Origin of the sequence: Ensifer soli, assembly GCF_041928815.1 — a bacterium.
Lineage (GTDB): Bacteria > Pseudomonadota > Alphaproteobacteria > Rhizobiales > Rhizobiaceae > JBHFEI01.
In genome coordinates this window covers 1-25,341 of sequence record NZ_JBHFEI010000004.1, presented here as the reverse complement: position 1 = coordinate 25,341, position 25,341 = coordinate 1, and the positions used below count along the sequence as shown (strand labels likewise).

23 protein-coding genes and 1 riboswitch are annotated in these 25,341 nt (G+C 68.3%); of the genes, 15 read left to right on the top strand and 8 right to left on the bottom strand.

Annotated features, from left to right (window positions below; all coding sequences use genetic code 11):
* The first annotated feature begins 78 nt into the window (after positions 1 to 78).
* The gene (locus ACEVQ6_RS07180; protein ID WP_374888254.1) at positions 79 to 375 is read left to right on the top strand and encodes a hypothetical protein; all 297 of its coding nucleotides are present in this window, start codon (positions 79 to 81) and stop codon (positions 373 to 375) included.
* Here ACEVQ6_RS07180 and ACEVQ6_RS07175 read toward each other — a convergent pair.
* A complete protein-coding gene (locus ACEVQ6_RS07175; RefSeq protein WP_374888253.1) occupies positions 372 to 1,562 on the bottom strand; it encodes a winged helix-turn-helix domain-containing protein in 1,191 nt (396 codons plus the stop codon). The genes ACEVQ6_RS07180 and ACEVQ6_RS07175 overlap by 4 nt on opposite strands.
* Positions 1,563 to 1,665: 103 nt before the next feature.
* Between ACEVQ6_RS07175 and ACEVQ6_RS07170 the strand changes: the two genes are divergently transcribed.
* From ACEVQ6_RS07170 to dxs, 7 genes are all read left to right on the top strand, one after another.
* Entirely contained in the window at positions 1,666 to 2,346 is a 681-nt protein-coding gene (locus tag ACEVQ6_RS07170) for an energy-coupling factor ABC transporter ATP-binding protein (protein ID WP_374888252.1), read from the top strand.
* The gene (locus ACEVQ6_RS07165; RefSeq protein WP_374888251.1) at positions 2,340 to 2,954 is read left to right on the top strand and encodes an energy-coupling factor transporter transmembrane component T family protein; all 615 of its coding nucleotides are present in this window, start codon (positions 2,340 to 2,342) and stop codon (positions 2,952 to 2,954) included. The genes ACEVQ6_RS07170 and ACEVQ6_RS07165 overlap by 7 nt, the downstream gene beginning before the upstream one ends.
* Before the next feature lie 69 nt (positions 2,955 to 3,023).
* Positions 3,024 to 3,587 carry a biotin transporter BioY gene (locus ACEVQ6_RS07160; protein WP_374888250.1) on the top strand — a complete coding sequence of 188 codons (564 nt, stop codon included), beginning with the start codon at positions 3,024 to 3,026 and terminating at the stop codon, positions 3,585 to 3,587.
* A 112-nt stretch (positions 3,588 to 3,699) separates the two neighbouring features.
* Positions 3,700 to 4,626, top strand: coding sequence for a histone deacetylase family protein (locus ACEVQ6_RS07155; protein WP_374888249.1), 927 nt, complete (start codon positions 3,700 to 3,702; stop codon positions 4,624 to 4,626).
* Positions 4,627 to 4,628: 2 nt separating this feature from the next.
* The gene (locus ACEVQ6_RS07150; RefSeq protein ID WP_374888248.1) at positions 4,629 to 4,880 is read left to right on the top strand and encodes an exodeoxyribonuclease VII small subunit; all 252 of its coding nucleotides are present in this window, start codon (positions 4,629 to 4,631) and stop codon (positions 4,878 to 4,880) included.
* Positions 4,881 to 5,028: 148 nt separating this feature from the next.
* Positions 5,029 to 5,952: a pirin family protein gene (locus ACEVQ6_RS07145; RefSeq protein ID WP_374888247.1), complete on the top strand. Its 924-nt coding sequence runs from the start codon at positions 5,029 to 5,031 to the stop codon at positions 5,950 to 5,952.
* A 108-nt stretch (positions 5,953 to 6,060) separates the two neighbouring features.
* Positions 6,061 to 8,007, top strand: coding sequence for a 1-deoxy-D-xylulose-5-phosphate synthase (gene dxs / locus ACEVQ6_RS07140; protein WP_374888246.1), 1,947 nt, complete (start codon positions 6,061 to 6,063; stop codon positions 8,005 to 8,007).
* A 45-nt stretch (positions 8,008 to 8,052) separates the two neighbouring features.
* Here dxs and ACEVQ6_RS07135 read toward each other — a convergent pair whose 3' ends face one another.
* A complete protein-coding gene (locus ACEVQ6_RS07135) occupies positions 8,053 to 9,243 on the bottom strand; it encodes an OpgC family protein (RefSeq protein ID WP_374888245.1) in 1,191 nt (396 codons plus the stop codon).
* A gap of 205 nt (positions 9,244 to 9,448) precedes the next feature.
* Complete coding sequence (locus ACEVQ6_RS07130) at positions 9,449 to 11,404, bottom strand: methyl-accepting chemotaxis protein (protein ID WP_374888244.1); 1,956 nt, start codon at positions 11,402 to 11,404, stop codon at positions 9,449 to 9,451.
* Between the two features lie 332 nt (positions 11,405 to 11,736).
* Here ACEVQ6_RS07130 and ACEVQ6_RS07125 point away from each other — a divergent pair, with 332 nt between their 5' ends.
* The 3 genes from ACEVQ6_RS07125 (at position 11,737) to ACEVQ6_RS07115 (ending at position 14,053) form a co-directional block, all read left to right on the top strand.
* Positions 11,737 to 11,988 (top strand): hypothetical protein, encoded by a 252-nt coding sequence (locus tag ACEVQ6_RS07125; protein ID WP_374888243.1) that lies wholly within the window; start codon positions 11,737 to 11,739, stop codon positions 11,986 to 11,988.
* Between the two features lie 68 nt (positions 11,989 to 12,056).
* Positions 12,057 to 12,806, top strand: a complete 750-nt coding sequence (locus ACEVQ6_RS07120; protein ID WP_374888242.1) for a TlyA family RNA methyltransferase — start codon at positions 12,057 to 12,059, stop codon at positions 12,804 to 12,806.
* A complete protein-coding gene (locus tag ACEVQ6_RS07115) occupies positions 12,803 to 14,053 on the top strand; it encodes a class I SAM-dependent RNA methyltransferase (RefSeq protein WP_374888241.1) in 1,251 nt (416 codons plus the stop codon). Before ACEVQ6_RS07120 ends, ACEVQ6_RS07115 begins: the two co-directional genes overlap by 4 nt.
* Before the next feature lie 106 nt (positions 14,054 to 14,159).
* Here ACEVQ6_RS07115 and ACEVQ6_RS07110 read toward each other — a convergent pair whose 3' ends face one another.
* Positions 14,160 to 14,912 carry a crotonase/enoyl-CoA hydratase family protein gene (locus ACEVQ6_RS07110; protein WP_374888578.1) on the bottom strand — a complete coding sequence of 251 codons (753 nt, stop codon included), beginning with the start codon at positions 14,910 to 14,912 and terminating at the stop codon, positions 14,160 to 14,162.
* 109 nt (positions 14,913 to 15,021) lie between these two features.
* Positions 15,022 to 16,752 carry an acyl-CoA dehydrogenase gene (locus ACEVQ6_RS07105; protein ID WP_374888240.1) on the bottom strand — a complete coding sequence of 577 codons (1,731 nt, stop codon included), beginning with the start codon at positions 16,750 to 16,752 and terminating at the stop codon, positions 15,022 to 15,024.
* A gap of 196 nt (positions 16,753 to 16,948) precedes the next feature.
* Between ACEVQ6_RS07105 and ACEVQ6_RS07100 the strand changes: the two genes are divergently transcribed.
* Positions 16,949 to 17,938, top strand: coding sequence for a transporter (locus ACEVQ6_RS07100; RefSeq protein ID WP_374888239.1), 990 nt, complete (start codon positions 16,949 to 16,951; stop codon positions 17,936 to 17,938).
* An 83-nt stretch (positions 17,939 to 18,021) separates the two neighbouring features.
* On the opposite strand, the gene ACEVQ6_RS07095 is transcribed toward ACEVQ6_RS07100, so the two are convergent.
* Positions 18,022 to 18,528, bottom strand: a complete 507-nt coding sequence (locus ACEVQ6_RS07095) for a BA14K family protein (RefSeq protein WP_374888238.1) — start codon at positions 18,526 to 18,528, stop codon at positions 18,022 to 18,024.
* A 246-nt stretch (positions 18,529 to 18,774) separates the two neighbouring features.
* On the opposite strand from ACEVQ6_RS07095, the gene ACEVQ6_RS07090 reads away from it, so the two are divergent.
* Complete coding sequence (locus tag ACEVQ6_RS07090; protein WP_374888237.1) at positions 18,775 to 20,436, top strand: hypothetical protein; 1,662 nt, start codon at positions 18,775 to 18,777, stop codon at positions 20,434 to 20,436.
* A gap of 11 nt (positions 20,437 to 20,447) precedes the next feature.
* On the opposite strand, the gene ACEVQ6_RS07085 is transcribed toward ACEVQ6_RS07090, so the two are convergent.
* Both ACEVQ6_RS07085 and ACEVQ6_RS07080 read right to left on the bottom strand, forming a co-directional pair.
* Positions 20,448 to 21,542 (bottom strand): 2Fe-2S iron-sulfur cluster-binding protein, encoded by a 1,095-nt coding sequence (locus ACEVQ6_RS07085; protein WP_374888236.1) that lies wholly within the window; start codon positions 21,540 to 21,542, stop codon positions 20,448 to 20,450.
* A 5-nt stretch (positions 21,543 to 21,547) separates the two neighbouring features.
* Positions 21,548 to 22,792: an aromatic ring-hydroxylating oxygenase subunit alpha gene (locus ACEVQ6_RS07080; protein ID WP_374888235.1), complete on the bottom strand. Its 1,245-nt coding sequence runs from the start codon at positions 22,790 to 22,792 to the stop codon at positions 21,548 to 21,550.
* Positions 22,793 to 22,921: 129 nt separating this feature from the next.
* A riboswitch (cobalamin riboswitch) is annotated at positions 22,922 to 23,123 on the bottom strand.
* Positions 23,124 to 23,457: 334 nt separating this feature from the next.
* On the opposite strand from ACEVQ6_RS07080, the gene ACEVQ6_RS07075 reads away from it, so the two are divergent.
* Entirely contained in the window at positions 23,458 to 24,060 is a 603-nt protein-coding gene (locus ACEVQ6_RS07075) for a DUF6656 family protein (RefSeq protein ID WP_374888234.1), read from the top strand.
* A 182-nt stretch (positions 24,061 to 24,242) separates the two neighbouring features.
* The gene (locus tag ACEVQ6_RS07070) at positions 24,243 to 25,217 is read left to right on the top strand and encodes an L-threonylcarbamoyladenylate synthase (protein ID WP_374888233.1); all 975 of its coding nucleotides are present in this window, start codon (positions 24,243 to 24,245) and stop codon (positions 25,215 to 25,217) included.
* Positions 25,218 to 25,341 lie beyond the last annotated feature (124 nt).

Genomic DNA, 25,341 nt, shown 5'->3' with positions numbered 1-25,341 from the left:
TGCATTCGAACCATCGCCACGGGCTGGACTATACGCCGCTCTGCCGCTTGCTGATCTCCCGCGTCGGTCGGGAGTGGGATGCCGTCCATAGCCAAGCGGTGGCACGGCATCGACGATCCGGAAAGGATCTTCATTCTCGTTACCCATAGCGGCAGGGAGCGGCAGGCGATCGTCAGGACAGACGAGAGCAGCGATTTCAGCGGTCTCTATGTCGATGGCAACACCTTTCCTATGATGGTTGATCCGACGCTTTGGGCAGCCGAGATGGAGCCGCGCCACACCTGCTGCACGCACATATTCAACGGGAAGATTTTTGGCCGTAAGGACCGCCCGCCGTCGGACAAAGCTCCGGCGGATGATAGAAACGATGCCTAACTCCGCCAGCCGTCGAGATATTTTACGCGTTCGAGCCCCGAGAACCTCGCCACACGCGCCAGTTCCGCATCGAGCTTCGCCAGCCGCCCCGCCGAGGCCCTGACGCCGGGCTCCAGCCAGAGCCGCTTCACCGCGAGCACGCCCGCCTTGCGCTCTGCCTTCATGTCGATGCGGCCGATCATCCGGTCGCCTTCAAGCAGCGGGAAGACGTAGTAGCCGTATTGCCGCTTCGGCTCCGGCACGAAGATCTCGATACGGTAATTGAATCCGAACAGCCGTTCGGCACGGTTGCGGTCGCGCAGCAGCGGATCGAAGGGGCTCAGCGTGCGGATCCGGTCCGGCGGTTCGGGTATGGCGCCGAGGGTCTCGGGAAAACCCGCCCAGGCGAAGGAGGCGCGCGGCCTGGCGCCGTCCGCGGGCGCGACGAGGAGGTCCACCAGCCGGTCGCGGTTGGCCGCGACCCAGGCCTTCGCCTCCTCCGGGGAGATCAGGGCGAAGAAGGCGGCAAGCTCGCCATGGGTGGCGAAGCCGAGCCGGTCGAGCGCGGCCGAGCAGCACCAGTCGACAAAGGCGTCGTGGTCGACCTCGTCTTCGTGGTGATGGCGCGGGATCACCCGCTCGGTGAGGTCGTAGACCTTCTGGAAATTGTCGCGCCGCGCGATCGCCACCCTGCCGGTGCGCCAGAGATATTCGAGCGCCGTCTTCGAGGGATGCCAGTTCCACCAGCCGCCCGAGACGTGGTCCTCGTGCTTGAAGTCGCGCGAAAGCACCGCGCCGTTCTCGACGATTCCGGCAAGCGTCTGGTCGAAGGCGGCCTCGAAGCCGGGCTCGCGCCACCTGCGCCAGCGCTCAAGGATCGTCGCCTCCTCGCGGCGGAAGCGGTGCTTCCAGTAGCGATAGAAGGCGGTCGGGATGATCGAGGCGTCGTGCGTCCAGTGCTCGAAGAGCGCCCGGTCCTCCTCCAGCAGCGCCGTCAGGTGCTCGCGGCGGTAGGTCTGGTTGCGGGAAAAGAGGATGTGGTGATGGGCGCGCTCGACGGTGGCGATGCTGTCGACCTGGACGAAGCCGATCGCCTCTATGAGATCGAGCAGGCCCGCCTTGCCGAGCGCGCGGTTCGGCGGCGCGGAAAGCCCCTGGCGGGCGAGGAAGAGGCGCCGCGCGTCGGCGTTCGAAAGGAGAATCGGCATGGCGCCATGATAGGCTGGCCGGCCCGGCCGCATCCAGAGGCATTTCCCTTCCCGGCAAAGCCGATTATAGAGCGACCGGGACCAAAAGGGGCGCGCGGGACATTTGGACATTCGTTTCGAAGAGGCATCGGTCGTCTATGGCGGGCGCGTCGCGCTGCAGCCGCTGACGCTCGTCCTTTCCGAACGCCGCATCGGCGTGATCGGCCTGAACGGCTCCGGCAAGACCACCTTCGCCCGCCTCGTCAACGGCCTCGTCAAGCCGACCTCCGGCGCCGTCACCGTCGGTGGGCTCGACACGCGGGCGGATACGGCGGCGGTTCTTTCCCGCGTCGGCTTCATCTTCCAGAACCCGCAGCACCAGATCATCATGCCGATCGTCGCCGAGGACATCGCCTTCGGCCTCTCGAACCACGGCCTCGCCAAGGACGAGATCGCCCGGCGGAGCGAGGCGGTGCTCGACCGGTTCGGCATCGCCGCCCTCGCCCGCCGGCGCGTGCATGAACTCTCGGGCGGCGAGACGCAGCTCGTCGCCATCGCCAGCGTCGTCGTCACCGGGCCCGACGTGCTGATCCTCGACGAGCCGACCAATCAGCTCGACCTTAAGAACCGGCACCGCGTCGAGGCGGCGATCGCCGGCCTCGACCAGCAGGCGATCGTGGTGAGCCACGACCTCGCGCTCCTCGACGGCTTCGACCGCGTGCTGCTCTTCGACGACGGTCGGCTCGTCGCCGACGGCGCGCCGGCGCCGGTGATTGCGCGCTACCGGGCGCTCGCCGCATGCTGAACGGGCTCAACGTCGAGGGCGACACGGCCCTGCACCGGCTGGGCGTCACACCGAAGCTGCTCGGCCTCCTGCTTTGCGGCCTGGTCCTTTTCGCCAGCCGCTCGTTCCTGATCCTCGGCCCGGCCTTCCTGGTCGCGCTTGCCGCCTATGCGACGACGGGGCTGTCCTTCCGCGACGGGCTTCGCCGGCTGGTGCCGGTGCTCCTCACCATCCTCGTGCTGGCGGTGGCGACGGCCTGGCTCAATTCTCCCCGCGAGGCCGCCGAGACCGTGCTCCGCTTGACGGCGCTCGTCCTTCTCGCCGGCGCGATCACGGCGACGACCGAGACCGGCGCCTTCATCGCCGCGATCACCCGCTCCCTCGCGCCCTTCGAGCGGCTCGGCCTCGTGCGCGCGGCCGATGTCGGGCTCGCCTTCGGTCTGGTCATGCGCTTCGTGCCGGAGATCTTCGACCGCTACGAAAGCCTGAAGGAAGCCCATCGCGCCCGCGGCCTGGCGCTGAAGCCGCTGTCGCTGATCGGACCGCTGATCATCCTGACGCTGAAGGATGCCGACACGATCGCCATGGCGATCGACGCGCGCGGCCTGCGCCGGCGGGTGGGAGAATAGCGACGCGGGGCTTCCCATCTGCGACATCGCGGGATACATCGGACTTTCCTCATGGACAAAGGACTGGATATGACGACCCGAGACATCGTGCTGACCGCCCTCTTCGCCGCCATCGTGGTGGTGCTCGGCCTCTTGCCGCCGATCACGCTGGCCTTCATTCCCGTGCCGATCACGGCCCAGTCGATGGGCGTGATGCTGGCCGGCTGCATTCTCGGCGCGCGCCGCGCGATGCTCGCCTATGCGCTCTTCGTGCTTCTCGTGGTGATCGGCCTTCCGGTGCTCTCGGGCGGGCGCGGCGGTCTCGCCATCCTGCAGGGCCCGACCGGCGGCTACATCGTCGGCTGGATCCTCGGCGCCTTCGTCACCGGCCTGATCGCCGAGCGGCTGGTGCGCGAAGGCCAGAGCGAGCTGCGCCAGATCGCCGGCTTCGCCACCGCCGCGATCGTCGGCGGCATCGGCGTCGTCTACCTGCTCGGCATCCCGTGGCTCTCGGCCGTCACCGGCACGCCGCTCGGCGCGGCACTCATCGGCAACCTCGCCTTCATTCCCGGCGACCTCGTCAAGGCGGCCGTTGCAACGCTCGCGGCACGCGCGGTGCTTGCCGGCTATCCGCTGCTGCACCAGCGCGCCTGAGCGCGGTCCTTGCATGTCCGGCGTCCTTGCGCGGGCGCCGGATGTTGAAAAGCGGCGATTTGCGGCCGCCGGATGCTAGACCTTCGCGGGCCGAGGCCCTAGGTTCCCGCCCATGACCACCATCCTCTACGAAAACAGCGTCTTCCTCGACCATCAGGTGCCCGAGGGCCATCCGGAACGCCCGGACCGGCTGAAGGCGCTGAACCTCGCGCTGGAACACGAGAATTTCCGCCGGCTGGTGCGCGAGCAGGCGGAAAAAGGCAACGAGGACCTGGTGCTTCTCGCCCATCCCGAGGACCATCTGCGCATGGTGATGTCGGTGATCCCCGAGGAGGGCATCAACAGTTTCGAGGCGGACACCCATGCGAGCCCGGCGAGCCTGCAGGCGGCGCTGACGGCGATCGGCGGCGCCACCGCCGCCGTCGACGCGGTGTTCTCCGGCAAGGCCGACAACGCCTTCGTCGCCGCCCGCCCGCCCGGCCACCACGCCGAGAAGACGAAGGCGATGGGCTTCTGCTTCTTCAACACCGCCGCGATCGCCGCGCGCCACGCGCAGGCCGCCCACGGCGCCGAGCGCATCGCCATCGTCGACTGGGACGTGCATCACGGCAACGGCACGCAGGACATTTTCTTTGACGATCCCTCGGTGCTCTTCTGCTCGACGCACCAGATGCCGCTCTATCCCGGCACCGGCGCCAAGGACGAGACCGGCGCCGGCAACATCGTCAACGCGCCGCTTTCGCCGTTTACCGGCAGCGACCATTTCCGCGAGGCGTTCAGGGACCGGGTCCTCCCGGCGCTCGACCGCTTCCGGCCCGACCTGATCGTCATCTCCGCCGGCTTCGACGCCCATCACCGCGATCCGCTGGCGCAGATCAATCTCGTCGCAGACGACTTCGACTGGGCGACGGGCCGGCTTCTCGACATGGCGGGCAACGCCGGGCACAACCGCATCGTCAGCCTGCTGGAAGGCGGCTACGACCTGCAGGGGCTCGCCGAATCGGCCGCGATCCACATCCTGCGCCTGATGAAAGGCTGACCATGGCAAAAGATCCCCATTCCGACATCGCCGCCCTCACCTTCGAAAAGGCCGTGGAGGAACTCGAGACCATCGTCTCGGCGCTCGAACGCGGCGATGTCGCGCTCGACCAGTCGATCGAGAAATACGAGCGCGGCGAGGCGCTGAAGAAGCATTGCGAGGCGCTGCTGAAGGCGGCCGAGGACCGGGTGGAAAAGATCCGCCTCGACCGCGCCGGGCGGCCGCAGGGCGTGGAGCCGCTCGACGGGGCGTGACACGCGAGGCCGACGCGGGATTGCCTTCGCAGGACCGGATACCGGATGACAAGGGAGGATCCGGTAGCAGCACCGTCAACCGCTCGCGCCTATCCATCCCCCGCGCTACGGTCTAGCATGGCGCAAACTCCAGAACCGAGGTTTGCCCATGTCCTTTTTCCCCGGAAACGACCCGATTGCCGGCGATGCGCCGGCCTGCGACGCGATCGAGCATCTGATCATTCCCCGTACCAGCGATATCGGCGGCTTCGAGGTGCGCCGCGCGCTTCCGACGGTCAGGCGCCGCCTCGTCGGCCCCTTCATCTTCTTCGACCGGATGGGACCGGCGCTGCTGAAGGCGGGCGCGGCCATCGACGTGCGACCCCATCCCCATATCGGGCTTTCGACCGTCACCTACCTCTTCGACGGCGAGATCAAGCATCGCGACAGCCTTGGCACCGAAATGGTCATCCGGCCGGGCGACCTCAACCTGATGACGGCCGGGCGCGGCATCGTCCATTCCGAGCGCTCGCCGGAAAACCAGCGCGACCGCGACCGCTGGCTTTCCGGCCTGCAGACCTGGCTGGCGCTGCCGGATGCGCAGGAGGAGATCGCCCCGGTCTTCGCCCACACCGAGAAGGAGGCGCTGCCGGCCTTTTTCGATAGTGACATGCGTGGCCGCGTCGTGATCGGCCGCTATGCTGGGCTCGGCTCGCCGGTCTCGACCTTCTCCGACACGCTCTATGTCGACCTGACGCTTCAGCCCGGCGGCAAGGCGCCGTTTCCGGCGGCCTGCGAGGAGCGCGCGCTCTATATCCTCGATGGCGAGGTCGTGATTGCCGGCGACCGTTTCGCGCCGAACCAGCTCCTCGTCTTCCGCCCCGGCGACGAGATCACGCTTGAGGGCGGCGCGGCCGGCTGTCACGTCATGCTGTTCGGCGGCGCGGCGCTGACCTCGCCGCGCCATGTCTGGTGGAACTTCGTCTCCTCCTCGAAGGAGCGCATCGAGCAGGCGAAGGAGGAATGGCGCACCGGCCGTTTCGACATCGTGCCCGGCGACGAGGAGGAGTTTATCCCCTTGCCGGCGCGCTGACTTGCGTTAAAACAGTCTGAACGAAGCGCGCCGCCGCCCCATCCGGCGGACCGGCAGACATGCGCCCCGGCCCCTCGAACGGTGCGCCGGGCAAGAGGCAAGACGATCGTGAGCCCATCCCAGCCGAAACCAGCCCCGCCGAGACCGGCAACCCCCCTGCTCGACAGGGTCGCGTTTCCCGCCGACCTGAAGGCGGTCGAGGACCGCGACCTGCCGCAGCTTGCGAGCGAGTTGCGCGCCGAGATGGTCGACGCCGTCTCGCGCACCGGCGGCCATCTCGGCGCCGGGCTCGGCGTCGTCGAGCTGACGATCGCCATCCACAAGGTGTTCGACACGCCGCACGACCGGCTGATCTTCGACGTCGGCCACCAGTGCTATCCGCATAAGATCCTCACCGGCCGGCGCGACCGCATCCGCACCCTGCGCCAGGAAAACGGCCTTTCCGGCTTCACGCGGCGGGCCGAGAGCGAATACGACCCGTTCGGCGCCGCCCATTCCTCGACATCGATCTCCGCCGGCCTCGGCATGGCGGTCGCGGCCGATCTTTCCGGCACGCCGCGCAACGTCATCGCCGTCATCGGCGACGGAGCGCTGTCGGCCGGCATGGCCTATGAGGCGCTGAACAATGCCGGCGCGCTCGACGCGCGCCTCATCGTCATCCTCAACGACAACGACATGTCGATCGCGCCGCCGACCGGGGCGATGAGCGCCTATCTCGCCCGGCTGGCCTCGGGCCGCGCCTATATGGGCTTCCGCGAATTCGGCAAGAAGCTGACCGCCTATCTCGGCAAGACGGTCGACCGGGCGATCACCCGCGCCGTCGAGCACGCGCGGGGTTACGTGACCGGCGGCACGCTGTTCGAGGAGATGGGCTTCTCCCATATCGGCCCGATCGACGGCCATTCCTTCGACCATCTGCTGCCGGTGCTGCGCAATGTCCGCGACAATGCCCGCGGGCCGGTGCTGATCCATGTCGTGACGCAGAAGGGCAAGGGCTATGCGCCGGCGGAGGCCGCAGCCGACAAGTATCACGGCGTCAACACCTTCGACGTGATCACCGGCGCGCAGGCGAAGGCGAAGCCGAACGCGCCGGCCTATACGAGCGTCTTCGCCGAGTCGCTGGTGCAGGAGGCAGCGGCGGACGAGAAGATCGTGGCGATCACCGCCGCCATGCCGTCCGGCACCGGGCTCGACCAGTTCCTCAAAGCCTATCCCGCCCGCACCTTCGACGTCGGCATCGCCGAGCAGCATGCCGTCACCTTCGCCGCCGGGCTCGCCGCCGAGGGCTACAAGCCGTTCGCCGCGCTCTATTCGACCTTCCTGCAGCGCGCCTACGACCAGGTGGTGCACGACGTCGCGATCCAGGGCTTGGCCGTACGTTTCCCGATCGACCGCGCCGGCCTGGTCGGCGCCGACGGGCCGACCCATGCCGGGTCCTTCGACACAACCTACCTCGCGAGCCTTCCGGGCTTCGTCGTCATGGCGGCGGCGGACGAGGCGGAGCTGAAGCACATGGTGCGCACCGCGGCCGCCTATGACGACGGGCCGATCTCGTTCCGCTATCCGCGCGGCGAGGGCATCGGCGTCGAGATGCCGGAACGCGGCGAAATCCTTTCCATCGGCAAGGGCCGCGTTCTGCGCCAGGGCACGACGGTGGCGCTGCTGTCCTTCGGCACCCGGCTCGCCGACTGCCTGCTCGCGGCGGAAGAACTCGATGCCGCCGGCCTTTCCACCACCGTGGCGGACGCCCGCTTCGCCAAGCCGCTCGACGCCGATCTCATCCGCCGCCTTGCCCGCGAACACGATGTGCTGGTGACGATCGAGGAGGGCGCGATCGGCGGCTTCGCCAGCCATGTCCTGCACTTCCTCGCCCATCAGGGCCTTCTCGACCAGGGACTGAAGGTCCGGCCGCTGGTGCTGCCGGACGTCTGGATGGAACAGGGCAAGCCGGAGGCGATGTATGCCCGCGCCGGGCTGACGCGGGCCGGCATCGTCGGGACGGTGTTCGCCGCACTCGGCCGACAGGATCGAGTGACGATCGGCGCCGCCGGCTGACGGCGCTTTTCGGCACTCACGATCAGGCTCGGCAGAGGCCGTTGCTCAAGGCCGGTGTTCCAGCGGGCTCGGTCGGGGCGCCCGCAGGCGGGTCTCATGAAGCCGGGCGATGCGCGCCTTGAGGACGTCGCGGTCGGTCTGCGGCGGAAGCGCGGCCGGTTGCCGCCGCTTCTCCGCCAGGCGCTGCGCCAGCATCAGCTGGACGGCGCAGCCGAGGATCGCCATGGCGAGCTGGCTGACGATCGGCAGGTCGGGCACCGACAGCATCGCGATGGTGGCGAGTTCCGAAAGCGCGACGCCGAGCACGAAGACCGGCAGGCTGTGGCGCCCGGCGGCGCAGACGAGCGCCAGCGCCGGATGGGCCGCCGCCTGCTTCACCAGGGGCAGATTCCAGGCGAGATAGAGGATCGCCATCATGTTCATCAGCCGCAGGATGCCGCTGTTGGTCTTCGAGATCATCGCATCGTAGAGGACGGGCAGCGGCGGCTCGACAAGGCCGAAATGGAAGAGAAGGTTTACCGGAATCGCGGCCAGCGCGAAGGCGGCGGCGGCGCGGAAGACCAGCCTGTTGTAGGGCAGCACCGACAGGCCTGTCTTCATGCGGATGCCGATGACGATGCCGGCGACGAAGATGATCTGCCAGGAGAGCGGATCGAAATACCAGCGGCCATTCTCGGAGGCGGCGTTCGGCAGGTTGATGTGGCCGAGGCCGGACACGAGCCAGACCGTCACCGAGACCGCCGCCAGCGCCACTTTCGAGCGGTCATGCAGGCGGAAGATCAGCGGCGCGGCGGCGATCAGCACGACATACATCGGCAGGATGTCGAGATTGCCGGGCATGTAGGCGAGCGCGAGCGCCCGGCCGCCGAAACCGAGCGGGTCCTTCCAGAAATCCGCGATATAGAGCGACTGGACGACCGTATCGCCGAGGCGTCCGCCCTTGACGAGGGCCAGCCCCGCGACGAGCGCCATCGTCGCGAACATGGCGAGATGCACGACGTAGAGCCGCCCGGCGCGGCGCAGCGGCCGCGACGCCTGCCATCCGGCCTCGCGCGGCCGGTAATAGGCGAGCGCCGCCGAAACGCCGGCGAGGAGGACGAAGATTTCCGACGCATCGGAAAAGCCGCGCGCCTGCTGGAACGCCTCGGAAAAGGTGAAATTGGCGTGGCCGACGAAGATCAGCAGGAGCGAGAGCCCCCGCAGCAGGTCGATCCGGTTTTCCCGCTCTTTCGCCATCGGCCGTGTCTCCAAGATCGCGGCGCCGCGCGGTCCGTCATTGAGGACGAAGCCTACCGCGCCGCGGCAAAGAAAGTCTCAGCGCGATCGCGACAACTTGAACGAATTTCAGGATTTGCTGAAGGAGATGCCACGAAATGCGACATCCCGCCGTGGACGCGGCGGGATGTCGGGGATGGACGGCTGTGGAGCGGCCCCGGGCCGATCAGAATTCGGTCCAGTCGTCTTCCTTCAAGGCGGTGTTGCCGCGGCTGGCGGGCGCCGGGCGGCCTGCGGGGGGACTTGCTGCGGCGCGCGACTTTGCCGGCGCCGCGGGGCGGACGGCACTCGCCATGCGCGCCGCCGTCTGGCGCAGGGCACCGGCCTGTTCCTGCGCCGTGCCGAGATTGAACTGCGAAATCAGCGCGCGCAGGCGGCCGCTTTCGGTGGCGAGCGTGGCGCTCGCCGCATTGGTCTCTTCCACCATCGCCGCGTTCTGCTGGGTCACTTGGTCCATCTGGTTGACGGCGGTGTTGACCTCGGCGAGGCCGACCGACTGCTCGCGGGCCGAGGTGGCGATCGCGTCCATATGCTGGTTGATGGTGACGACGAAGCCCTCGATCGTCTTCAGCGCCTCGCCGGTGTCGCGCACGAGCCGGACGCCGTTCTGCACCTCGCTCGAGGAGTTGCGGATGAGGTCCTTGATCTCCTTGGCCGCCTGGGCCGAGCGCTGCGCCAGTTCCCGCACCTCCTGGGCGACGACGGCGAAACCCTTGCCGGCATCGCCCGCCCGCGCCGCCTCGACGCCGGCATTGAGCGCGAGGAGGTTGGTCTGGAAGGCGATCTCGTCGATGACGCCGATGATGTTGGAGATCTGGCTCGACGACTGTTCGATCCGCTGCATCGCGTCGACGGCATTGGCGACGACGGCGCCGGACTGGGAGGCGCTGGCATTGGCCTGGACCGCCACGTGACGGGCCTCGTCGGCGCGCTTGGAGGAGTTCGAGACGTTGGCGGTGATCTCGTCGAGGGCGGCGGCGGTCTCTTCGAGCGAGGCTGCCTGCTGCTCGGTGCGGCGCGACAGGTCGTCGGCGCTGCGGCTGATCTCACGCGATCCGCTGTCGATCTCGGAGGTGGCGCCGGCGACGGAGCGCAGCGTCTCGCCGAGCTGGGTGACGGCGGCGTTCAGGTCGTGGCGGAGCTGCTCGAAATCCGGGGCGAAGGGCTCGTCGAGGGTGAAGGCGAGGTCGCCGGCGGCAAGGCGGCGTAAGCCTCCGGCGAGGCCGGCGGTCGCCTGCTGCAGGCGGACCTGCGCCGCCTGCTCGGCATCCGCCTGCAGCCGGCCACGCTCTTCCTCGGCGCGACGGCGCGCTTCCGCCGCCTCTTCCTCGAGCTGATGGTTGGCGATCGCCGCCTGGCGGAAGACCTCGACGGCGCTGGCCATCTCGCCGATCTCGTCCCGGCGCCCGGCGAAAGGCACCGCCGACGTCGTGTCGCCCTGCGCCAGTTGGGTCATCGCCGCCGTGATCGACTGGATCGGCCGGGCGATGCCGCGCAGCACGAAGAGGATCGAGCCGAGAAGGACGACGACGGCGAGGCCGATCATCGCCGAAATCTTGACGAAGGCGCCGTTATAGGTCTCGATGCTGGCCTGATGGGCGGCTTCCGCCGCCGTCGTGTTGATGACCACGAGCTGGCCTACGAGATCGCTCATCTTGGTCGACAGGGTGGTCATGTCGCGGTCGAACAGCGCCTTGGCGAATTCCTTGCCGTTGTCCTTCGACAGATCGACCATCTCCTTGCCGAGCTTGCCGTATTCGGCGACGCTGGTCTTGATCTCCTCGTAGAGGGCCCGCTCCTCCTCCGACGAGATCAGCGCCTCGTAGTCGGCGATCGCCTTCCTGGCCGCGGCGATCTGCTGGTCGACCAGTACATCGGCATTGGTCATCTGGAGCTTGTCGACGGCGAGGATGTGGCGCGCATAGGCGTAGCGCTCGCCCATCAGCGCGGTGTCGATCTGGCGCGCGGCGGCCAGGCTCGGCATGCTGTTGGTGGCGATCGTCTCGGTATTGGCGTTCAGCGCCTGCAATCCGGACAGGGCGAACCACGACAAGGTCGCCACGGCGAAGGCCGTGATCGCGAAAATGCCCGTCAGGGCGGTTTTAATCTTGGGTCTCGACATCAGTCAGCTCCGGCAAAGATCGGCAGGCCATCTTCTGAAAGCCTTGCGGCTCGTCCATCCGGAGACGTCGTCATGGCATCGCGGAGGCGGGACACCGGCAGCATCGCCGACGGGCGCGGAGGCGCCGCAGCGACTGTCCCGCACCCGTCTTAATTTAGTGCTAAATTGATCAAAAACTGAACAAAACTTATGCGAAGCGGTGCCCCGCCCAGAATGCCGTTGAGAAAATCTCAACCCAAAGTCTTCTCGCCCCGCTAACCACGCTCCTTGGTCGTTCCGCAACCCGGACCCGCTAGTTTCCACCTGACGTCGAACCTTGCGGACAGCCTGCCATGAAGCCCATCGTCATCGCCATCCTCATTGCCGGCTCCCTCGCCGCCCGCGCCGGCGCCGAAGAGCGTCCGCGCCACGATCCGGCGGTCGAGAAGGCGGCGATCGCGATCCTGCAGAAGAAGCTGCCGGAGCTGCGCGGCGGCCTGTCGGCAGCGGGTCCCCAGCGCCTCGCCGGCAGCGCGCCGAGCGATCTCGACCGGCTGGTCGACGGCCGGCAGCCGGCCCGCTTCAACGGCCGCATCGTCTGGTAGCCCACCGCCTGGCGGCGCAAAGGCGCGCCGCCCCTTGCCTTCCGGCGGCCGACGCGCCATGACGGGCGATGACCAAGGACCAGACCCTTCGCCTCGACCAGCTTCTCCTCGAACGCGGCCTCGTCGCCAGCCGCGCGCGGGCGCGCGACGCGATCCAGCGCGGCACCGTCCGCCTCGACGGCAGGCTCGTGACCAAGCCAAGCGTCAACGTCGCGACGGACGCCGAGATCACCATCGACGACCCCGCCCAGGCCTATGTCTCGCGCGCGGCGCTGAAGCTCGTCGCGGCGCTCGATCATTTCGGCCTCGATCCGGCCGGGCGCGACTGTCTCGACGTCGGCGCCTCGACCGGGGGCTTCACCGACGTGCTCCTCGAACGGGGGGCGGCCCATGTGCTCGCCATCGATGTCGGCCACGGGCAGTTCCATCCGCGCCTCGAAGCCGATCCGCGGGTGACGAGCATCGAGGGACTGAACGCGCGCACGCTGGACGAAAGCCATCTCGGCGGGCGCGACATCCGCTTCATCGTCTCGGACGTGTCCTTCATCTCGCTGAAGCTGGCGCTGGCGCCAGCGCTCGATCTCGCGCCCCCCGGCGCGCAAGCCGTGCTTCTGGTGAAGCCGCAATTCGAGGCCGGGCGCGAGGCGATCAGCAAGGCGGGGCTCCTGAAGGACCCGGAAAGCGCGCCCGCGGTCGCGGCCGAACTGGAGCGCTGGCTTCGCGACGACATGGGCTGGATCATCCTCGGCCTCATCCCCTCGCCGATCGCGGGCGGCGACGGCAATGTCGAATTCCTTCTGGCGGGGAGGAAGCCATGAGCGGCGAGACGCTGGCGATCGAGGCGCTCGGCCATGGCGGCGACGGCGTGGCGCGGGGGGCCGACGGGCCGGTGCATGTGCCGTTCACTCTGCCGGGCGAGACGGTCGCCGCCGCCGTCAGCAAGGGCCACGGCACGCTGATCTCGCTGCGCCAGTCCTCGCCCGAGCGGGTTGCGCCACCCTGCCCGCATTTCGGGCCGGACGGCGAGAACGGCACCTGCGGCGGCTGCGCGCTGCAGCATGCCGGCGACCGGCTCTACAGGGATTTCAAGCGTTCGCTCGTCGTGGACGCGCTTTCGGCCAGGGGGCTCGACGCGCCCGTCGCGGCGCTCCTGCCCTGCGGTCCCCGCGAACGCCGCCGCGTCACCCTGACGGCGCGGCGCACCGAGCGCGGCCTTCTCCTCGGCTACAACCAGGCCCAGAGCCACCATATCGTCGCCGTCTCGGACTGTCCGATCGCCAGCGACGGCATCGTCGGAAAGCTCGCCGCGATCCGCGCCATCGCGGCGGCGATCGCCGTCAATGCCGAGCCCTTCCGCGTCACCGTGCTGGAGACGATGACGGGGCTCGACCTCGCCTTCGAGGGCATCAAGGCGATCGACGACCGGCAGCGCCGGGCGACGGTGACGGCGACGCTTGCCGCGCGCGGCATCGCCCGCGTCACGCTCAATGCCGAAATCGTCGTCGAGCCGGTGCGGCCGGTGCTGGACTTCGGCGGCGTTCCGGTCAGCCCGCCGCCGGGCGGCTTCGTCCAGGCGACGCGCGCGGCGGAAGAGGCGATGGCGGAGATCGTGCTCGGCCATGTCGGCAAGGCGAAGCGCATCGCCGACCTCTTCGCCGGCAGCGGCACCTTCGCCCTCAGGCTGGCGCGGATCGGCCGCGTCCATGCGGTCGAGGGCGACGGGCCGGCCCTGGCCGCACTCGACCACGCGGCGCGCAACATGCAGGGGCTGAAGCCGGTCACGGTGGAAAAGCGCGACCTCTTCCGCCGGCCGCTGATGACCTCCGAGCTCAAGGTCTACGACGCGGTGGTCTTCGATCCGCCGCGCGCGGGGGCGGAAGCGCAGATGCGCGAGCTGGCGAAATCCGGCGTGCGGCGCGTCGCCGCCGTCTCCTGCAATCCGGTGACGCTCGCCCGCGACCTGAAGATCCTCACCGAGACCGGCTATGCCATCCGCTCCGTGACGCCGATCGACCAGTTCCTCTGGTCGGCCCATGTCGAGGCGGTGGCGCTGCTCGAGAGATGAGCCCCGAAGCATGTCCCGGAAAACGTGCGCCGCTGTTTTGCGTAAGGACATGCGCAGAAACGGGGATCTGAAACATACGAGCGGATCGGAGCGATCGCGACGGGCGTCAGCGCGCAAGGAAGGCGGCGAAGGCGGCCTTCGCCTCCGGCGAGCGCAGCCGCTCGGCGAAATGCGCGGCCTCGGCATCGATGCGGGCGAGCCGCTCCTGCGGTTCGCCCCTGATCAGCCGCCGCGCGAGGCGCAGCGCCTCGGCCGGCTTGGCCGAAAGCCGTGCCGCGAGCGCCAGCGTTTCCTCCTCCACCCCGTCCGGCTCGACGATCCGCCAGACGATGCCGGCGTCGAACGCCTCTCTCCCGGAAAAGGGCTCGCCGGCGGCGAGCATGGCGAAGGCACGCTGGTGGCCGGCGATCTGCGGCAGGATCAGGCTCGATCCGGCTTCCGGAACGAGGCCGAGATCGGTGAAGGGCGTGCGGAACACCGAGCGCGCCGAGGCGATCGTCATGTCGCAATGCAGATGCAGCGTCGCGCCGATGCCGATCGCGAGACCGTCGACGCCGGAGACGAGCGGCTTGTCGTGGCGGGCGAGCACCCGCAGGAACTCGATCACCTCGGCGCCGAGATCGCCGTGCGACGCGGCCGCCATGAAATCCGCCATGTCGTTGCCGGCGGAAAAGCAGCCCGCATGCCCGAGGATGGCGGTGACGCGGACCGTGGCATCGTCGCAGGCCTCCCGCAGCGCCGCCGTCATCGCGGCATACATGGCGCGGGTGATGGCGTTCTTCTTCTGCGGACGGTTGAGGCGGATGAGCTGCACGCCGGGCAGCGCCTCCGCCCGTTCGACGAGGATCGCATCGGTCATCATCGTCTCCTGGAGTGTGTGGGGGATACGTTTCATCCGGTTATCCCCGAAAGGCAAACGTCAACGAAAGAGCGGAGGGCCGTCCGGTTCGCAATGAACCCGGCGGACCCTAGGCCAGCAGGAAGCGCGCGGCATCGAGGCTGCCGGCGCCGCCGGTGACCACCGCGCGCAAGGCCGAGGTTTCCGGCAGCAGCCAGTCGACGGCAAAGCGGGCGAGTGCCTGCCGCTCCGCCTGCCGCCCGTCGCCGGCATCGACCGAACCGCCGCGGGTGAGATAGACGCCGCTCAGCACCAGTCCGAAGAGGCGCAGATAGGGTGTAGCGACGGCGAGCGCCTCCTCCGGCCGGCCGGCGGCCTGGAGCGCAAGCAGGTGTTCCGTCGCGTCCGACAGCGCCCGCACCGCCTCGCCGAGCCTGCCCTCCCCCGCCGCACCGGCGAGCCCGGCGATGAAATCGCGGACATGCCCGCCTCCTTCGAGCGTAAGCTTGCGGGTGACGAGGTCGATCGCCTGGATGCCGTTGGTGCCCTCGTAGATCGGCGCGATCCGCGCGTCGCGGTAGAGCCGGGCCGCGCCCGTCTCCTCGATGAAGCCCATCCCGCCATGCACCTGAATGCCCATCGAGGCGACGTCGACGCCGACATCGGTGGCAAAGGCCTTGGCGATCGGCGTCATGAGGCCGGCGCGGCCCTGCCAGAAGCGCGCCCTGTCGCCCGTTTCCGTGCCGGCGCGGTCGATGGCATCGGCGCAGGCATAGGTGATGGCCCGCGCGCCCTGCGTCAGCGCCTTCATCAGGAGAAGCGTGCGGGCGATGTCGGGATGGGCGACGATCGGGCTCATCGGCCCGCCCTTTTCCCCGCCGGCCCGGCCCTGGCGGCGCTCGCGGGCATAGGCGAGCGCTTTCTGCGTCGCGACCTCCGCGATCGCCACCCCTTGCGTGCCGACGGTGAGGCGGGCGTTGTTCATCATCGTGAACATGCAGGCAAGGCCGCGATGCTCCTCGCCGACGAGATAGCCGACCGCGCCCTTCTCCGCGCCGAAGCGGCCGTCGCCGAAGATCATCGTGCAGGTGGGCGAGCCGTGGATACCGAGCTTGCGCTCGATCGCGTGGCAGAAAAGATCGTTGCGCGCGCCCGGCCGGCCCTCCGCGTTGGGCAGGAACTTCGGCACGAGGAAGAGCGAGATGCCGCGCGTGCCCTCCGGCGCGTCCGGCAGGCGGGCGAGCACCAGATGGACGATGTTCTCCGTCAGGTCGTGCTCGCCCCAGGTGATGAAGATCTTCTGGCCGAAGAGGCGGTAGCTGCCGTCGGTGCGGCGCTCGGCCCGTGCCGAGAGCGCGCCGAGGTCGGAACCGGCCTGCGGCTCGGTCAGGTTCATCGTCCCGGTCCATTCGCCGGAGACCATCTTCGGCAGATAGAGCGCCTTCAAAGCGTCCGTCGCATGGCGGTCGATCGCCTCGATCGCGCCGGTGGTCAGGATCGGCGCCAGCGCGAAGGCCATCGATCCGGAGTTCCACATCTCCATCGCCGCGACATGCAGCCGATGCGGCAGCCCCTGCCCGCCATGGGCTTCCGGCGCGCCGAGCCCGTTCCAGCCCGCCGCCGCCCAGGCGCGGTAGAGGGCCGCCCAGCCGGGCGGGGCGGTGACCACGCCGTCGGCAAGCGTCGCGCCGGCCCGGTCGCCCGTCGCCGCCAGCGGCGCGATCTCGTTGCTCGCGAACCGGCCGGCCTCGGTCAGGATCGCCGCCGCAAGCGTCTCGTCGAGCGGATCGGAGCCGTCGCCCGCCATGCCGGCGACATGCTGAAGCGTGAACAGGATCTCCCCGACCGGCGCAGTATACATCCCTCACCTCCCTGATTGCGGCGCCGATGCTGAGCGAATCCGGCGAAAACGGCAAGGTCGCAGGCGCGCCTTTAGCAAAACTGTCATCAAGCCCGCCTATGGCGATGGAATTGCCGGGAACGGCCGGGACGCTACAACAGGCAAGGCGCGCCGCCCCGGCGGGCGCTCGACCTTCCCTCTCGCGATGTTGGACAGCATGAACCTGATTTCGACGGAGATTCCCGGTTTCGTCTGGGCCTGCCGGGTGATCCCGGGCGAGAACCGCTGCATCCGCGTGCCGCACGACGCCTCTATCAACGATCTGTTTACGGGCGAGGGCTGGCTGTGGCTGCATCTCGCCCTGAGCGATGCGCGCGTGCCGGCGCTGATCGCCCGCATCCCCGGCCTGCCGGCGGCGGCGGCGACGACGCTGACCAGCCACGACACCCAAGCCGCGATCACCGTGCAGGACGACATGCTGCACGGCACGCTCGTCGATTTCGAACGCACCTTCGACAGCGTCACCGATACGATCGGCTGGATGCATTTCGCCGTCACCGACCGGATCATCGTCACGACGCGGCTGCATCCCTTGCGCTCGATCGACCGGGTGCGCGCGGCGATCGAGAAGAATGCCCGCTGCCGCAACCCGATCGAGCTGTTCGAGCTGATGGTGGTCGAATTCCAGCGCACGCTGATCTCGCTGGTCGTGGAGATGACGCAGGAACTGAACGTCATCGAGGAGGACGTCTATGGCGAGGCCGTCCACAAGCTGCAGCCGGGGCTGGCGCCGCTGAGGCGCACCGCCGTGCGCCTGCATCGCCACCTGCGCACGCTGATGGCGCTGCTGCGCCGGGCCGCCGCCTCCGACGAGGACGAGGTGCCGCCCGGCGTGATCGAGGTGGCGGAACGGCTCTACGACCGGCTCGACACCGTCGACCGCGACGTCTTCGCCCTGCAGGAGCGCGCCCGCCTCCTGCATGAGGAGATCGACAGCAAGCTCTCCTCGGAGACCAACCGCCACCTCTACATCCTGTCGCTGATGACCGCCTTCCTACTGCCGCCGACGCTCGTCACCGGCTTTTTCGGCATGAACACGGGCGGCCTGCCCTTCTCCGACGGAAGCGGCACCGTCGCCGCCTTCGCCTTCATCCTCGCCTCGATGGGGCTCGCCTGGATGATCCTGAAACGGATCGGTATCCTCTAGGAAATAGTGTCAGGTGCGGCGCTCCGGACGCGAAAAGGCCGGAGGGATGCCCTCCGGCCCGATAGAGTGAAGATCCCGGCGTCTTAGCTGTAGGGCGAGACGCACTGGGCGCGGTAGCCGGCGCGCGGCACGTAGGAATTGTCCGACGCGCGATAGGTGCGATAGCGGTTCATGCACCACTCGACATGGGAGTTGCCGACGCGGCGCACCGGCGGATCGACATAGACGCGCGGCCGGTCGGCGAGCGCACCGCCGATGATCGCGCCGGCGCCGAAGGCCGCCAGCGGGAACCAGGCGTCGTTGTGGCGGCGGTAGCCTGGACGCGCGTAGCGATAGCCGCGATGGCCATTGTAATAGTAGGCGTTGCCGCGGCGATGGTAGCCGCGCTTGCGCCAGACCTCGCGGTCGACATTGCTCCAGCGGCGGCCGTCGCGGTCGCGCCAGGATTCGCGCGCCTGGACCTGCTGGATGTCGGAGCTGCGTTCCGCCGCGGCCGGGACGGGCGTGAAGGCCTGGGAAGGCGCGACCGACGTACCGATCAGCAGCGCCGCCAGAGCCGCCACCGTAAACTTGTTTCTAAAGAGAGACATGTCTTCCTCCTTCTGAGGTCAAATGCGATGTTTCGTCCCTGGCGCCTCAACGCGGGAGACGTCGCTTTGTTCCGGGGAGAAACGTCAGCGAAGGCTTAACCATCCGGCAAGAAGCGCCTCGTGTCGCACGCGCGTTAACCGCCGGAAAAGGCACACCGCCTTAGTGTCGCCGTCGATGGAATGAATACATCCCCGATGCGGCCGATCATGCGGTCCGCACCTGAACCTGCGATGAAGGCAGAGGCAATGGCGACATACGAGATCGATGCCAGCACGACCACGGCCGTGACGGCGCTGGAGGCGGGCGACGCCTTTATCGTCGATGCCGGTGTGACGGTTTCGACCGGCGGCGCCTCGATCGTCGCAACAGGCGGCGCGGCGAACCGCAGCTTCGACATCCACGGCACGCTGCAATCGACCGGAGGACCGGCGATCGACTTCGGCACGGCCGGCACGGCATCGAGCGGCAACCGCATCACCATCGGCGACGAGGGCCGGATCGGCAGCGGCGGCGACGGCATCCGCATCGCCAGCACCGGCCTCAGCCTCGTCAACGAGGGCGAGATCGGCGCGCGCCTCGTCGGCGTGACCGCCAGCGCGACGACGCGGATCACCAACAGCGGCGCGATCTCGGCCGGCGGCACGGCCGGCATCTCCGCCTCGGGCGACAGTTCGGTCGTCACCAACAACGGCACCGTCACCGCCTTCGGCAATGCGCTGGTGCTGACCGGCGCCGCGATCATCGCCACCAACAACGGCCTCGCCGAGGCCTCGAAGGGGGCGGCGATCCTGTCGCGCGGCGACCGCGCGATCGTCACCAACAACGGCACGGCGAAGGCGGCGGCCCTTGCCGTCAGCGTCACCGGCGAGGGCGCGACCGTCACCAACAACGGGCTGATCCAGTCGCTCAACGATCGCGGGCTCTCCGTCACCGGCGATACGGCGATCATCACCAACAACGGCACGATCTCGGCAAAGCGCGCCGGTATTACGGTGACCGGCGACGATACGATCGTCACCAATGACGGCGGCATCGACACGAAGGCCGTCGCCATCGTCGTCTCGGCCGACGGCGTGATTCTGCGCAACAACCAGACGATTTCCGCCGGAAGCGCGATGAGCGTGACGGGCGACGGTGCATCGCTTGCCAATTACGGCACGCTCGCCGGCACGCTTGCGAGCCGCGCCACGGTCGATCTCGCCAAGGCGACGGCGGCGGCGCTGCAGAACAACGGCCTGATCGAGGCGGTGAAGACCGCCGTCCTCGGCGGCGCCGGCAGCCAGTCGGTGGTCAACACCGGGACGATCAGGGGCCATATCGACCTCGGCGCCGGCAACGACTATCTGGAGAACACCGGCGCGATCACCGGCACGGTCCGGGGCGGCAAGGGCGACGACGTCTACGTGCTGAACGGCAATGCGGTGACGATCGTCGAATTGCGCGGCGGCGGCAACGATGTCGTCAAGTCCTCGGCGAGCCACGTGCTTGCCGACAATATCGAGCAGCTCTTCCTCTTCGGCGCCAGGAAAATCGACGGGACGGGCAACGCATCCGCCAACCGCATCGAGGGCAACAATGCCGCCAATCGCCTCGACGGCGGCGCCGGCAACGACGTCCTCGTCGGCCATCGCGGCAACGACACGCTGACCGGCGGCAAGGGCGTCGACACCTTCGTCTTCGCGACCGGCCACGGCCGCGACACGATCACCGACTTCAGGGCGAAGGGCGCCCTGCACGACGTGCTCGACCTCACCGGCCTTGCGAGCATCACCGACTTTAACGACCTCAAGGCCGACCACCTCACGGTCAAGGGGGCCGACATCCTGATCAACGGGCTCAACGGCGACAGCATCCTCCTGCAGAACGTGGCGCTCAAGGACCTCGACGCCGGCGACTTCTGGTTCTAAAAACCCGCCGCCTACGCTTCGATCTGCACGTCGCCGCGCGGGCGCGAGCAGCAGGCGAGGATATAGCCCTCCTCGATCTCGTCGTCGAGGATGCCGCCATTGTGGTTCATCTCGACCTCGCCGGAAATCTTCATCACCCGGCAGGTGCCGCAAAGCCCGCTCTCGCAGGCCGCACCGATACGGACACCGGCGGCGCGCGCCGTCTGGAGCACGGTCTGGCCCGGCAGACAGGCGGCGTCCTTGCCGGAGAGCGCGAAGGTGATCGTGGCCGTCCCGGCCTGTTCCTGCCCGGCCGCGCCGGCGCGGGCGGCAAGCTCGGCCGGATCCGGCGCGCATGCCGGCTGAAAACTCTCCTCGTGATAGCGGGCCATGTCGAAGCCGGCCGCCTCGAGCACCGCGCGCACGCCGCGCATGAACGGTTCCGGGCCGCAGCAGAAGACGGTGCGCTCGCGGAAGTCGGGGCTCAGCAGCGCGAGCTTCGTCGCGTCGATGCGGCCGCGAAGACCGTGCCAGCCGTCGCGCGGCGCATGGCCCTCGACGATGAAGCCGAGCGCCATGTTCGGCATCTGCCCGGAAAGCACCTCGAGTTCGGCGCGAAAGAGGAGATCGTCGGGCCGCCTTGCGCAGGAGACGAAGGCGACGTCGGAAAGCGGCGCCGAATCCGCCATCCAGCGCGTCATCGACATCATCGGCGTCACGCCGGAGCCGGCCGAGATGAACAGGTATTTTTCGCCCGGGTGACGCACGAAGCTGAAATCGCCGAGCGGGCCGAAGGCCTTCAGCCTCATGCCCGGCCTCAGAGTGTCGAACATCCAGCGCGTGCCGATGCTGTTGTTCTGCGCCTTGACGGTGACCGCGATGGAGAAGGGCCGCGACGGGCTGGAGGAGAGCGTGTAGGTGCGCATCACAGGCTCCGGGCCGACCGGCAGTTCGAGCGTGACGAACTGGCCCGGCAGGTAGCGGAACCAGCCGGGCCGCTCCGACCGGAAGGCGAAGGTCATGACATCCGCCGTCTCGGCGGTGACGGAGATGCATTCGAGCATCTGCTGGCGGTCGTTCCAGGGATGCAGTTCGTCGAGATGGCGGAAGGATGCGGCGGCGCTCATCGCGGTCAGGCCACGCGCACGAGCGGGGCCTTGGCGCCCTGCAGACGGTTCAGCATGAAGGTCGCGTACCAGTCGACGAACTGCATCACGCCGCCTTCGTCGACCGGGGAATAGGGGCCGGGCTGATAGGCGGGCGAGCGGATGCCGAAGGCGTTTTCCTCGACGATGCGGCGGTCCTGGTCGTTGGTCTCGGTCCAGACGTGGATGAGTTCGTCGATCTGATAGTCGACGCCCTCGACCGCATCCTTGTGCACCAGCCATTTGGTCGTCACCTGCGTCAGTTCCGGACCGATCGGCAGCACGCGGAAGGTGACGGCGTGGTCGGCGAGGACGTGATTCCAGGTGCCGGGATAATGGAAGAGCAGCAGCGTGCCGATCTCACTGGCGGTGACGTCGTCCGACAGCGGTCTGCGCACGGCGCGCCTTCCCGACATGGTGTAGCTCTCGGCGCCTTCGATCAGCGGCATGCGGGCGATACGGAACTGGCCGGATGGGTCCATCTTGAACTCGCTCGGCAGGCCCTCGGCCTCGCATTTCGCCCAGTGGGCGGCGATGACCGGATCGTCCTTCGCCCCTTGCACGCCGGTCGCCGTCGGCGCTTCCGGATAGGTGCGGCAAAGCTCGGGATGGTTGGCGGCGCAGTGGTAGCACTCGCGGTTGTTCTCCCAGACGAGCTTCCAGTTGCCCTTCTCGACGATGGTGCTTTCGAAGGCGACCTTGGCGTCGCTCAGGCGGTGGCGGGAGAGATAGGGCGTCACCAGGTCGCGGATCGGCTGGAAATCCATCGGCTCGTCGGCGAGGCTGATGAAGATGTAGCCGCCGACCACCTCGCAGGCGACGGGCTTCAGGCTGTGGGCGGCCGGGTCGAAATCGTCGGCCATGTGGCGGGCGAAGAGCAGCGTGCCGTCGAGCTCGTAGGTCCACTGGTGGTAGGGACAGACCAGCTTGGCGGAGGCGCCTTTCTGCTGGCTGCAGACGCGCGAGCCGCGATGGCGGCAGGAATTGTGCAGCGCCCGGATCGTGCCCTTGCGGTCGCGGGTGACGACGACCGGGTAGTCGCCGACCTGGACGGTGAAATAGTTGCCGGCGCGCGGGATCTCGCAGTCATGGCCGATGAACAGCCAGTCGCGATACCAGATCGTGTCCAGATCGACCTTGTAGACATCCGGATCGATGTAGAAGGCCTGGTCGAGGCTGTAGCCGGCGCGGCGGTTCTTCAACCGGCGCACCATTTCGCTGCGGGTATCCATGGTCACGTCCTTCGGGCGCCTGCCCATTGGTGTCGGGGATGGAAGGACGCATGCGGGCGGGAACCGCCGGCGGAATGACCGGCCGGTCGTCAAGGTTCCGTAACCCGGCCGCCCTCCGCAGCCCGTTGCAACAGCTCATACCTCAAGGCTGGTTTCCGGGCTCAGGAGCCGTCCTCTTGAAAAGGACGGTCGCGGCGCCTTCCCGGGCTCCTCCCAGTGGCATCCGCCGCGACATCGCTCCACCACCGTTGCGGGGGCAGCGCCGGGTTTCGACCGGCTTCCCAATTCTCCGCCCTCAGCCGAGGGCGGCACCGTGAGATGCATCCATCTAATGCGAAATCGTGCGCCTGCCTGCGCCTCGAAGCGACATCGGATTTGAGAAAGGCGACAGCGCACCGAATCCGGCAACTTCGCCGAATGAGAAGATTTTCCCGTTTCGAATCAGAAACATGGCTTAAACTTTCGGCAGGTGCCGCTTCTCGCGCCGTTCGCGGCCGGGGCGCTGCGACGCCCTGCCGGAATGCGACACCGGCCCCTTCCGTCACGCGTCAAGTTTCGCACACCCTTCGCCCGCCAGAATGGCGTAACGACTCGTTAATCCGGGCGCGGTAACATGCCGCCGCAGGCTTAAGAGTTCGATCAGGATAAAGCGTTCCGGACCGACCATGGAAAAGCTTCGTTACTTCGATGCCCCGACCAAGCCGAAGGAACCGGCGCTGAAGCCGGCGTTCCATACGGAATTCCTGCGCACGGGCCGCATCCGTCGCTGGCGCGAGGACTGGGACCAGGAAAAGCGGCGCTACCTCACCTATGAGGAAGTGGCCGAGCGCACCGGCAAGAAGCTCGCCGTCGCCGGCGAGACGACGCATGAGCGCATCAACGGCTTCCACCGCTCGATCCAGTTTCCGAAGCTTCTCTTCCACCGGACGATCGACGGCAGCCCCCATCTCGGCTATTGCCATATCACCGCGTCCCAGAGCGAATTCGCCGATTTCAAGAATGTCGGCTGGGCCTTCTACATCGCCAATTTCTTCTCCGACATCGGCGAGTCGGAGGTGTTCTTCGAGAACATCAACATCGGCTATGGGCGGATGTACTTCGCCGTCGCGATCCGTCTCGACGCGGAGACGCAGCACATGACGATAAATCGCGACGTGCGCGGCAACGGCATCCTGTTCCGCACCCACGATCCGAAGATGGCGCTGAAGAGCGTGCTGCTGCTCGGCGCCAAGGACGAACAGATCCGCCAGGTCATCCGCAATCTCTGACGCCCGGTCGCCGGGAGCACGGTCGATCGACCTGAAACGGAACGGCGCTTTCAACGCCCCGTTTCGCCGGCATCATGGGCCGGTCCCCGTCTCACTCGGGCCGGATCATGCCGAGGTGCGGCGATTTCCGTTCCGATCGCCCCGCCGATCCGCTATGAAGCGGGCGAACGGACGGGAAGGCCATGGCCGAGATCATCGACACCGCAGACGAACCGGAGCGCGCGCTCGAACGCGCGCTTGCCACGCTCCACGGCAGCGACCCGGTCGCCCTGCCGACCGAAACGGTCTACGGGCTTGCGGCGGACGCGACCGCGCCGGCCGCGATCACGCGCATCTACGCGGTCAAGGGCAGGCCGCGCTTCAATCCGCTGATCTGCCACGTGTCCGACCTCGCCATGGCGGAAGCACACGCCGTCTTCGACCCGCTGTCGCGCCGGCTGGCGGACGCCTTCTGGCCGGGACCGCTGACCCTCGTCCTGCCGCTTGCCGCGACCAGCACGATCCACGACCTCGCCACCGCGGGGCTCGACACGGTCGGCCTGCGCATGCCGAAAGGGTTCGCCCGCACGCTGATCCGGCGCTACGGCCGGCCGCTCGCAGCGCCGAGCGCCAACACCTCCGGCGCGATCAGCCCGACCAGCGCCGCCCATGTCGCCGCCGATCTCGGTGACAAGCTGCCGCTGATCCTCGACGGCGGCCCCTGCCCGGTCGGGCTCGAATCGACCATCGTCAAGGTGGAGGCGGACGGCGTCAGGCTTCTGCGCCCCGGCGGGCTCGACGCCGCCGCGATCGAAGCGCTGACCGGCACGCGGCTGATCCGGCCGGAACGGCCGGGCGCGGCGATCGAGGCGCCGGGCATGCTTGCCTCGCATTATGCGCCGGCGGCGACGGTGCGGCTCGATGCGACCGCGGTCCGGCCCGGAGAGGCGCTGATCCGCTTCGGCGGCAGGCGGATTGCGGGAGAGGAGGCGGCAACCGTCGTCCTCGACCTCAGCCCGTCCGGCGACCTTGCCGAAGCGGCGGCCAACCTCTTCGCCTTCATGAAGCAGGCCGATGCGACGGGCGCAACGGCCATCGCCTTCGCGCCGATGCCGCCGGAGGGCCTCGGCGAGGCGATCCTCGACCGGCTCGCCCGCGCCGCCGCGCCGCGCGGCTGATCTCCCGCATACGAAAACGGCGGCACCGTTCCCGGCGCCGCCGCCTCTAGAGCAGATTCGACTTATTCCGGGTCATATCCTGCGGCCTCGAAATAGTGTCGGCATTCCTTTGGCGTGAAGGCGG

Excerpts from the sequence above, each read along its gene's own strand:
- ACEVQ6_RS07180 (WP_374888254.1), top strand. The coding sequence starts at position 79 with ATGCCGTCCATAGCCAAGCGGTGGCACGGCATCGACGATCCGGAAAGG.
- ACEVQ6_RS07175 (WP_374888253.1), bottom strand. The coding sequence starts at position 1,562 with ATGCCGATTCTCCTTTCGAACGCCGACGCGCGGCGCCTCTTCCTCGCC.
- ACEVQ6_RS07165 (WP_374888251.1), top strand. The coding sequence starts at position 2,340 with ATGCTGAACGGGCTCAACGTCGAGGGCGACACGGCCCTGCACCGGCTG.
- ACEVQ6_RS07160 (WP_374888250.1), top strand. The coding sequence starts at position 3,024 with ATGACGACCCGAGACATCGTGCTGACCGCCCTCTTCGCCGCCATCGTG.
- ACEVQ6_RS07155 (WP_374888249.1), top strand. The coding sequence starts at position 3,700 with ATGACCACCATCCTCTACGAAAACAGCGTCTTCCTCGACCATCAGGTG.
- ACEVQ6_RS07150 (WP_374888248.1), top strand. The coding sequence starts at position 4,629 with ATGGCAAAAGATCCCCATTCCGACATCGCCGCCCTCACCTTCGAAAAG.
- ACEVQ6_RS07145 (WP_374888247.1), top strand. The coding sequence starts at position 5,029 with ATGTCCTTTTTCCCCGGAAACGACCCGATTGCCGGCGATGCGCCGGCC.
- ACEVQ6_RS07135 (WP_374888245.1), bottom strand. The coding sequence starts at position 9,243 with ATGGCGAAAGAGCGGGAAAACCGGATCGACCTGCTGCGGGGGCTCTCG.
- ACEVQ6_RS07130 (WP_374888244.1), bottom strand. The coding sequence starts at position 11,404 with ATGTCGAGACCCAAGATTAAAACCGCCCTGACGGGCATTTTCGCGATC.
- ACEVQ6_RS07125 (WP_374888243.1), top strand. The coding sequence starts at position 11,737 with ATGAAGCCCATCGTCATCGCCATCCTCATTGCCGGCTCCCTCGCCGCC.
- ACEVQ6_RS07120 (WP_374888242.1), top strand. The coding sequence starts at position 12,057 with ATGACCAAGGACCAGACCCTTCGCCTCGACCAGCTTCTCCTCGAACGC.
- ACEVQ6_RS07115 (WP_374888241.1), top strand. The coding sequence starts at position 12,803 with ATGAGCGGCGAGACGCTGGCGATCGAGGCGCTCGGCCATGGCGGCGAC.
- ACEVQ6_RS07110 (WP_374888578.1), bottom strand. The coding sequence starts at position 14,912 with ATGACCGATGCGATCCTCGTCGAACGGGCGGAGGCGCTGCCCGGCGTG.
- ACEVQ6_RS07105 (WP_374888240.1), bottom strand. The coding sequence starts at position 16,752 with ATGTATACTGCGCCGGTCGGGGAGATCCTGTTCACGCTTCAGCATGTC.
- ACEVQ6_RS07100 (WP_374888239.1), top strand. The coding sequence starts at position 16,949 with ATGAACCTGATTTCGACGGAGATTCCCGGTTTCGTCTGGGCCTGCCGG.
- ACEVQ6_RS07095 (WP_374888238.1), bottom strand. The coding sequence starts at position 18,528 with ATGTCTCTCTTTAGAAACAAGTTTACGGTGGCGGCTCTGGCGGCGCTG.
- ACEVQ6_RS07090 (WP_374888237.1), top strand. The coding sequence starts at position 18,775 with ATGGCGACATACGAGATCGATGCCAGCACGACCACGGCCGTGACGGCG.
- ACEVQ6_RS07085 (WP_374888236.1), bottom strand. The coding sequence starts at position 21,542 with ATGAGCGCCGCCGCATCCTTCCGCCATCTCGACGAACTGCATCCCTGG.
- ACEVQ6_RS07080 (WP_374888235.1), bottom strand. The coding sequence starts at position 22,792 with ATGGATACCCGCAGCGAAATGGTGCGCCGGTTGAAGAACCGCCGCGCC.
- ACEVQ6_RS07075 (WP_374888234.1), top strand. The coding sequence starts at position 23,458 with ATGGAAAAGCTTCGTTACTTCGATGCCCCGACCAAGCCGAAGGAACCG.
- ACEVQ6_RS07070 (WP_374888233.1), top strand. The coding sequence starts at position 24,243 with ATGGCCGAGATCATCGACACCGCAGACGAACCGGAGCGCGCGCTCGAA.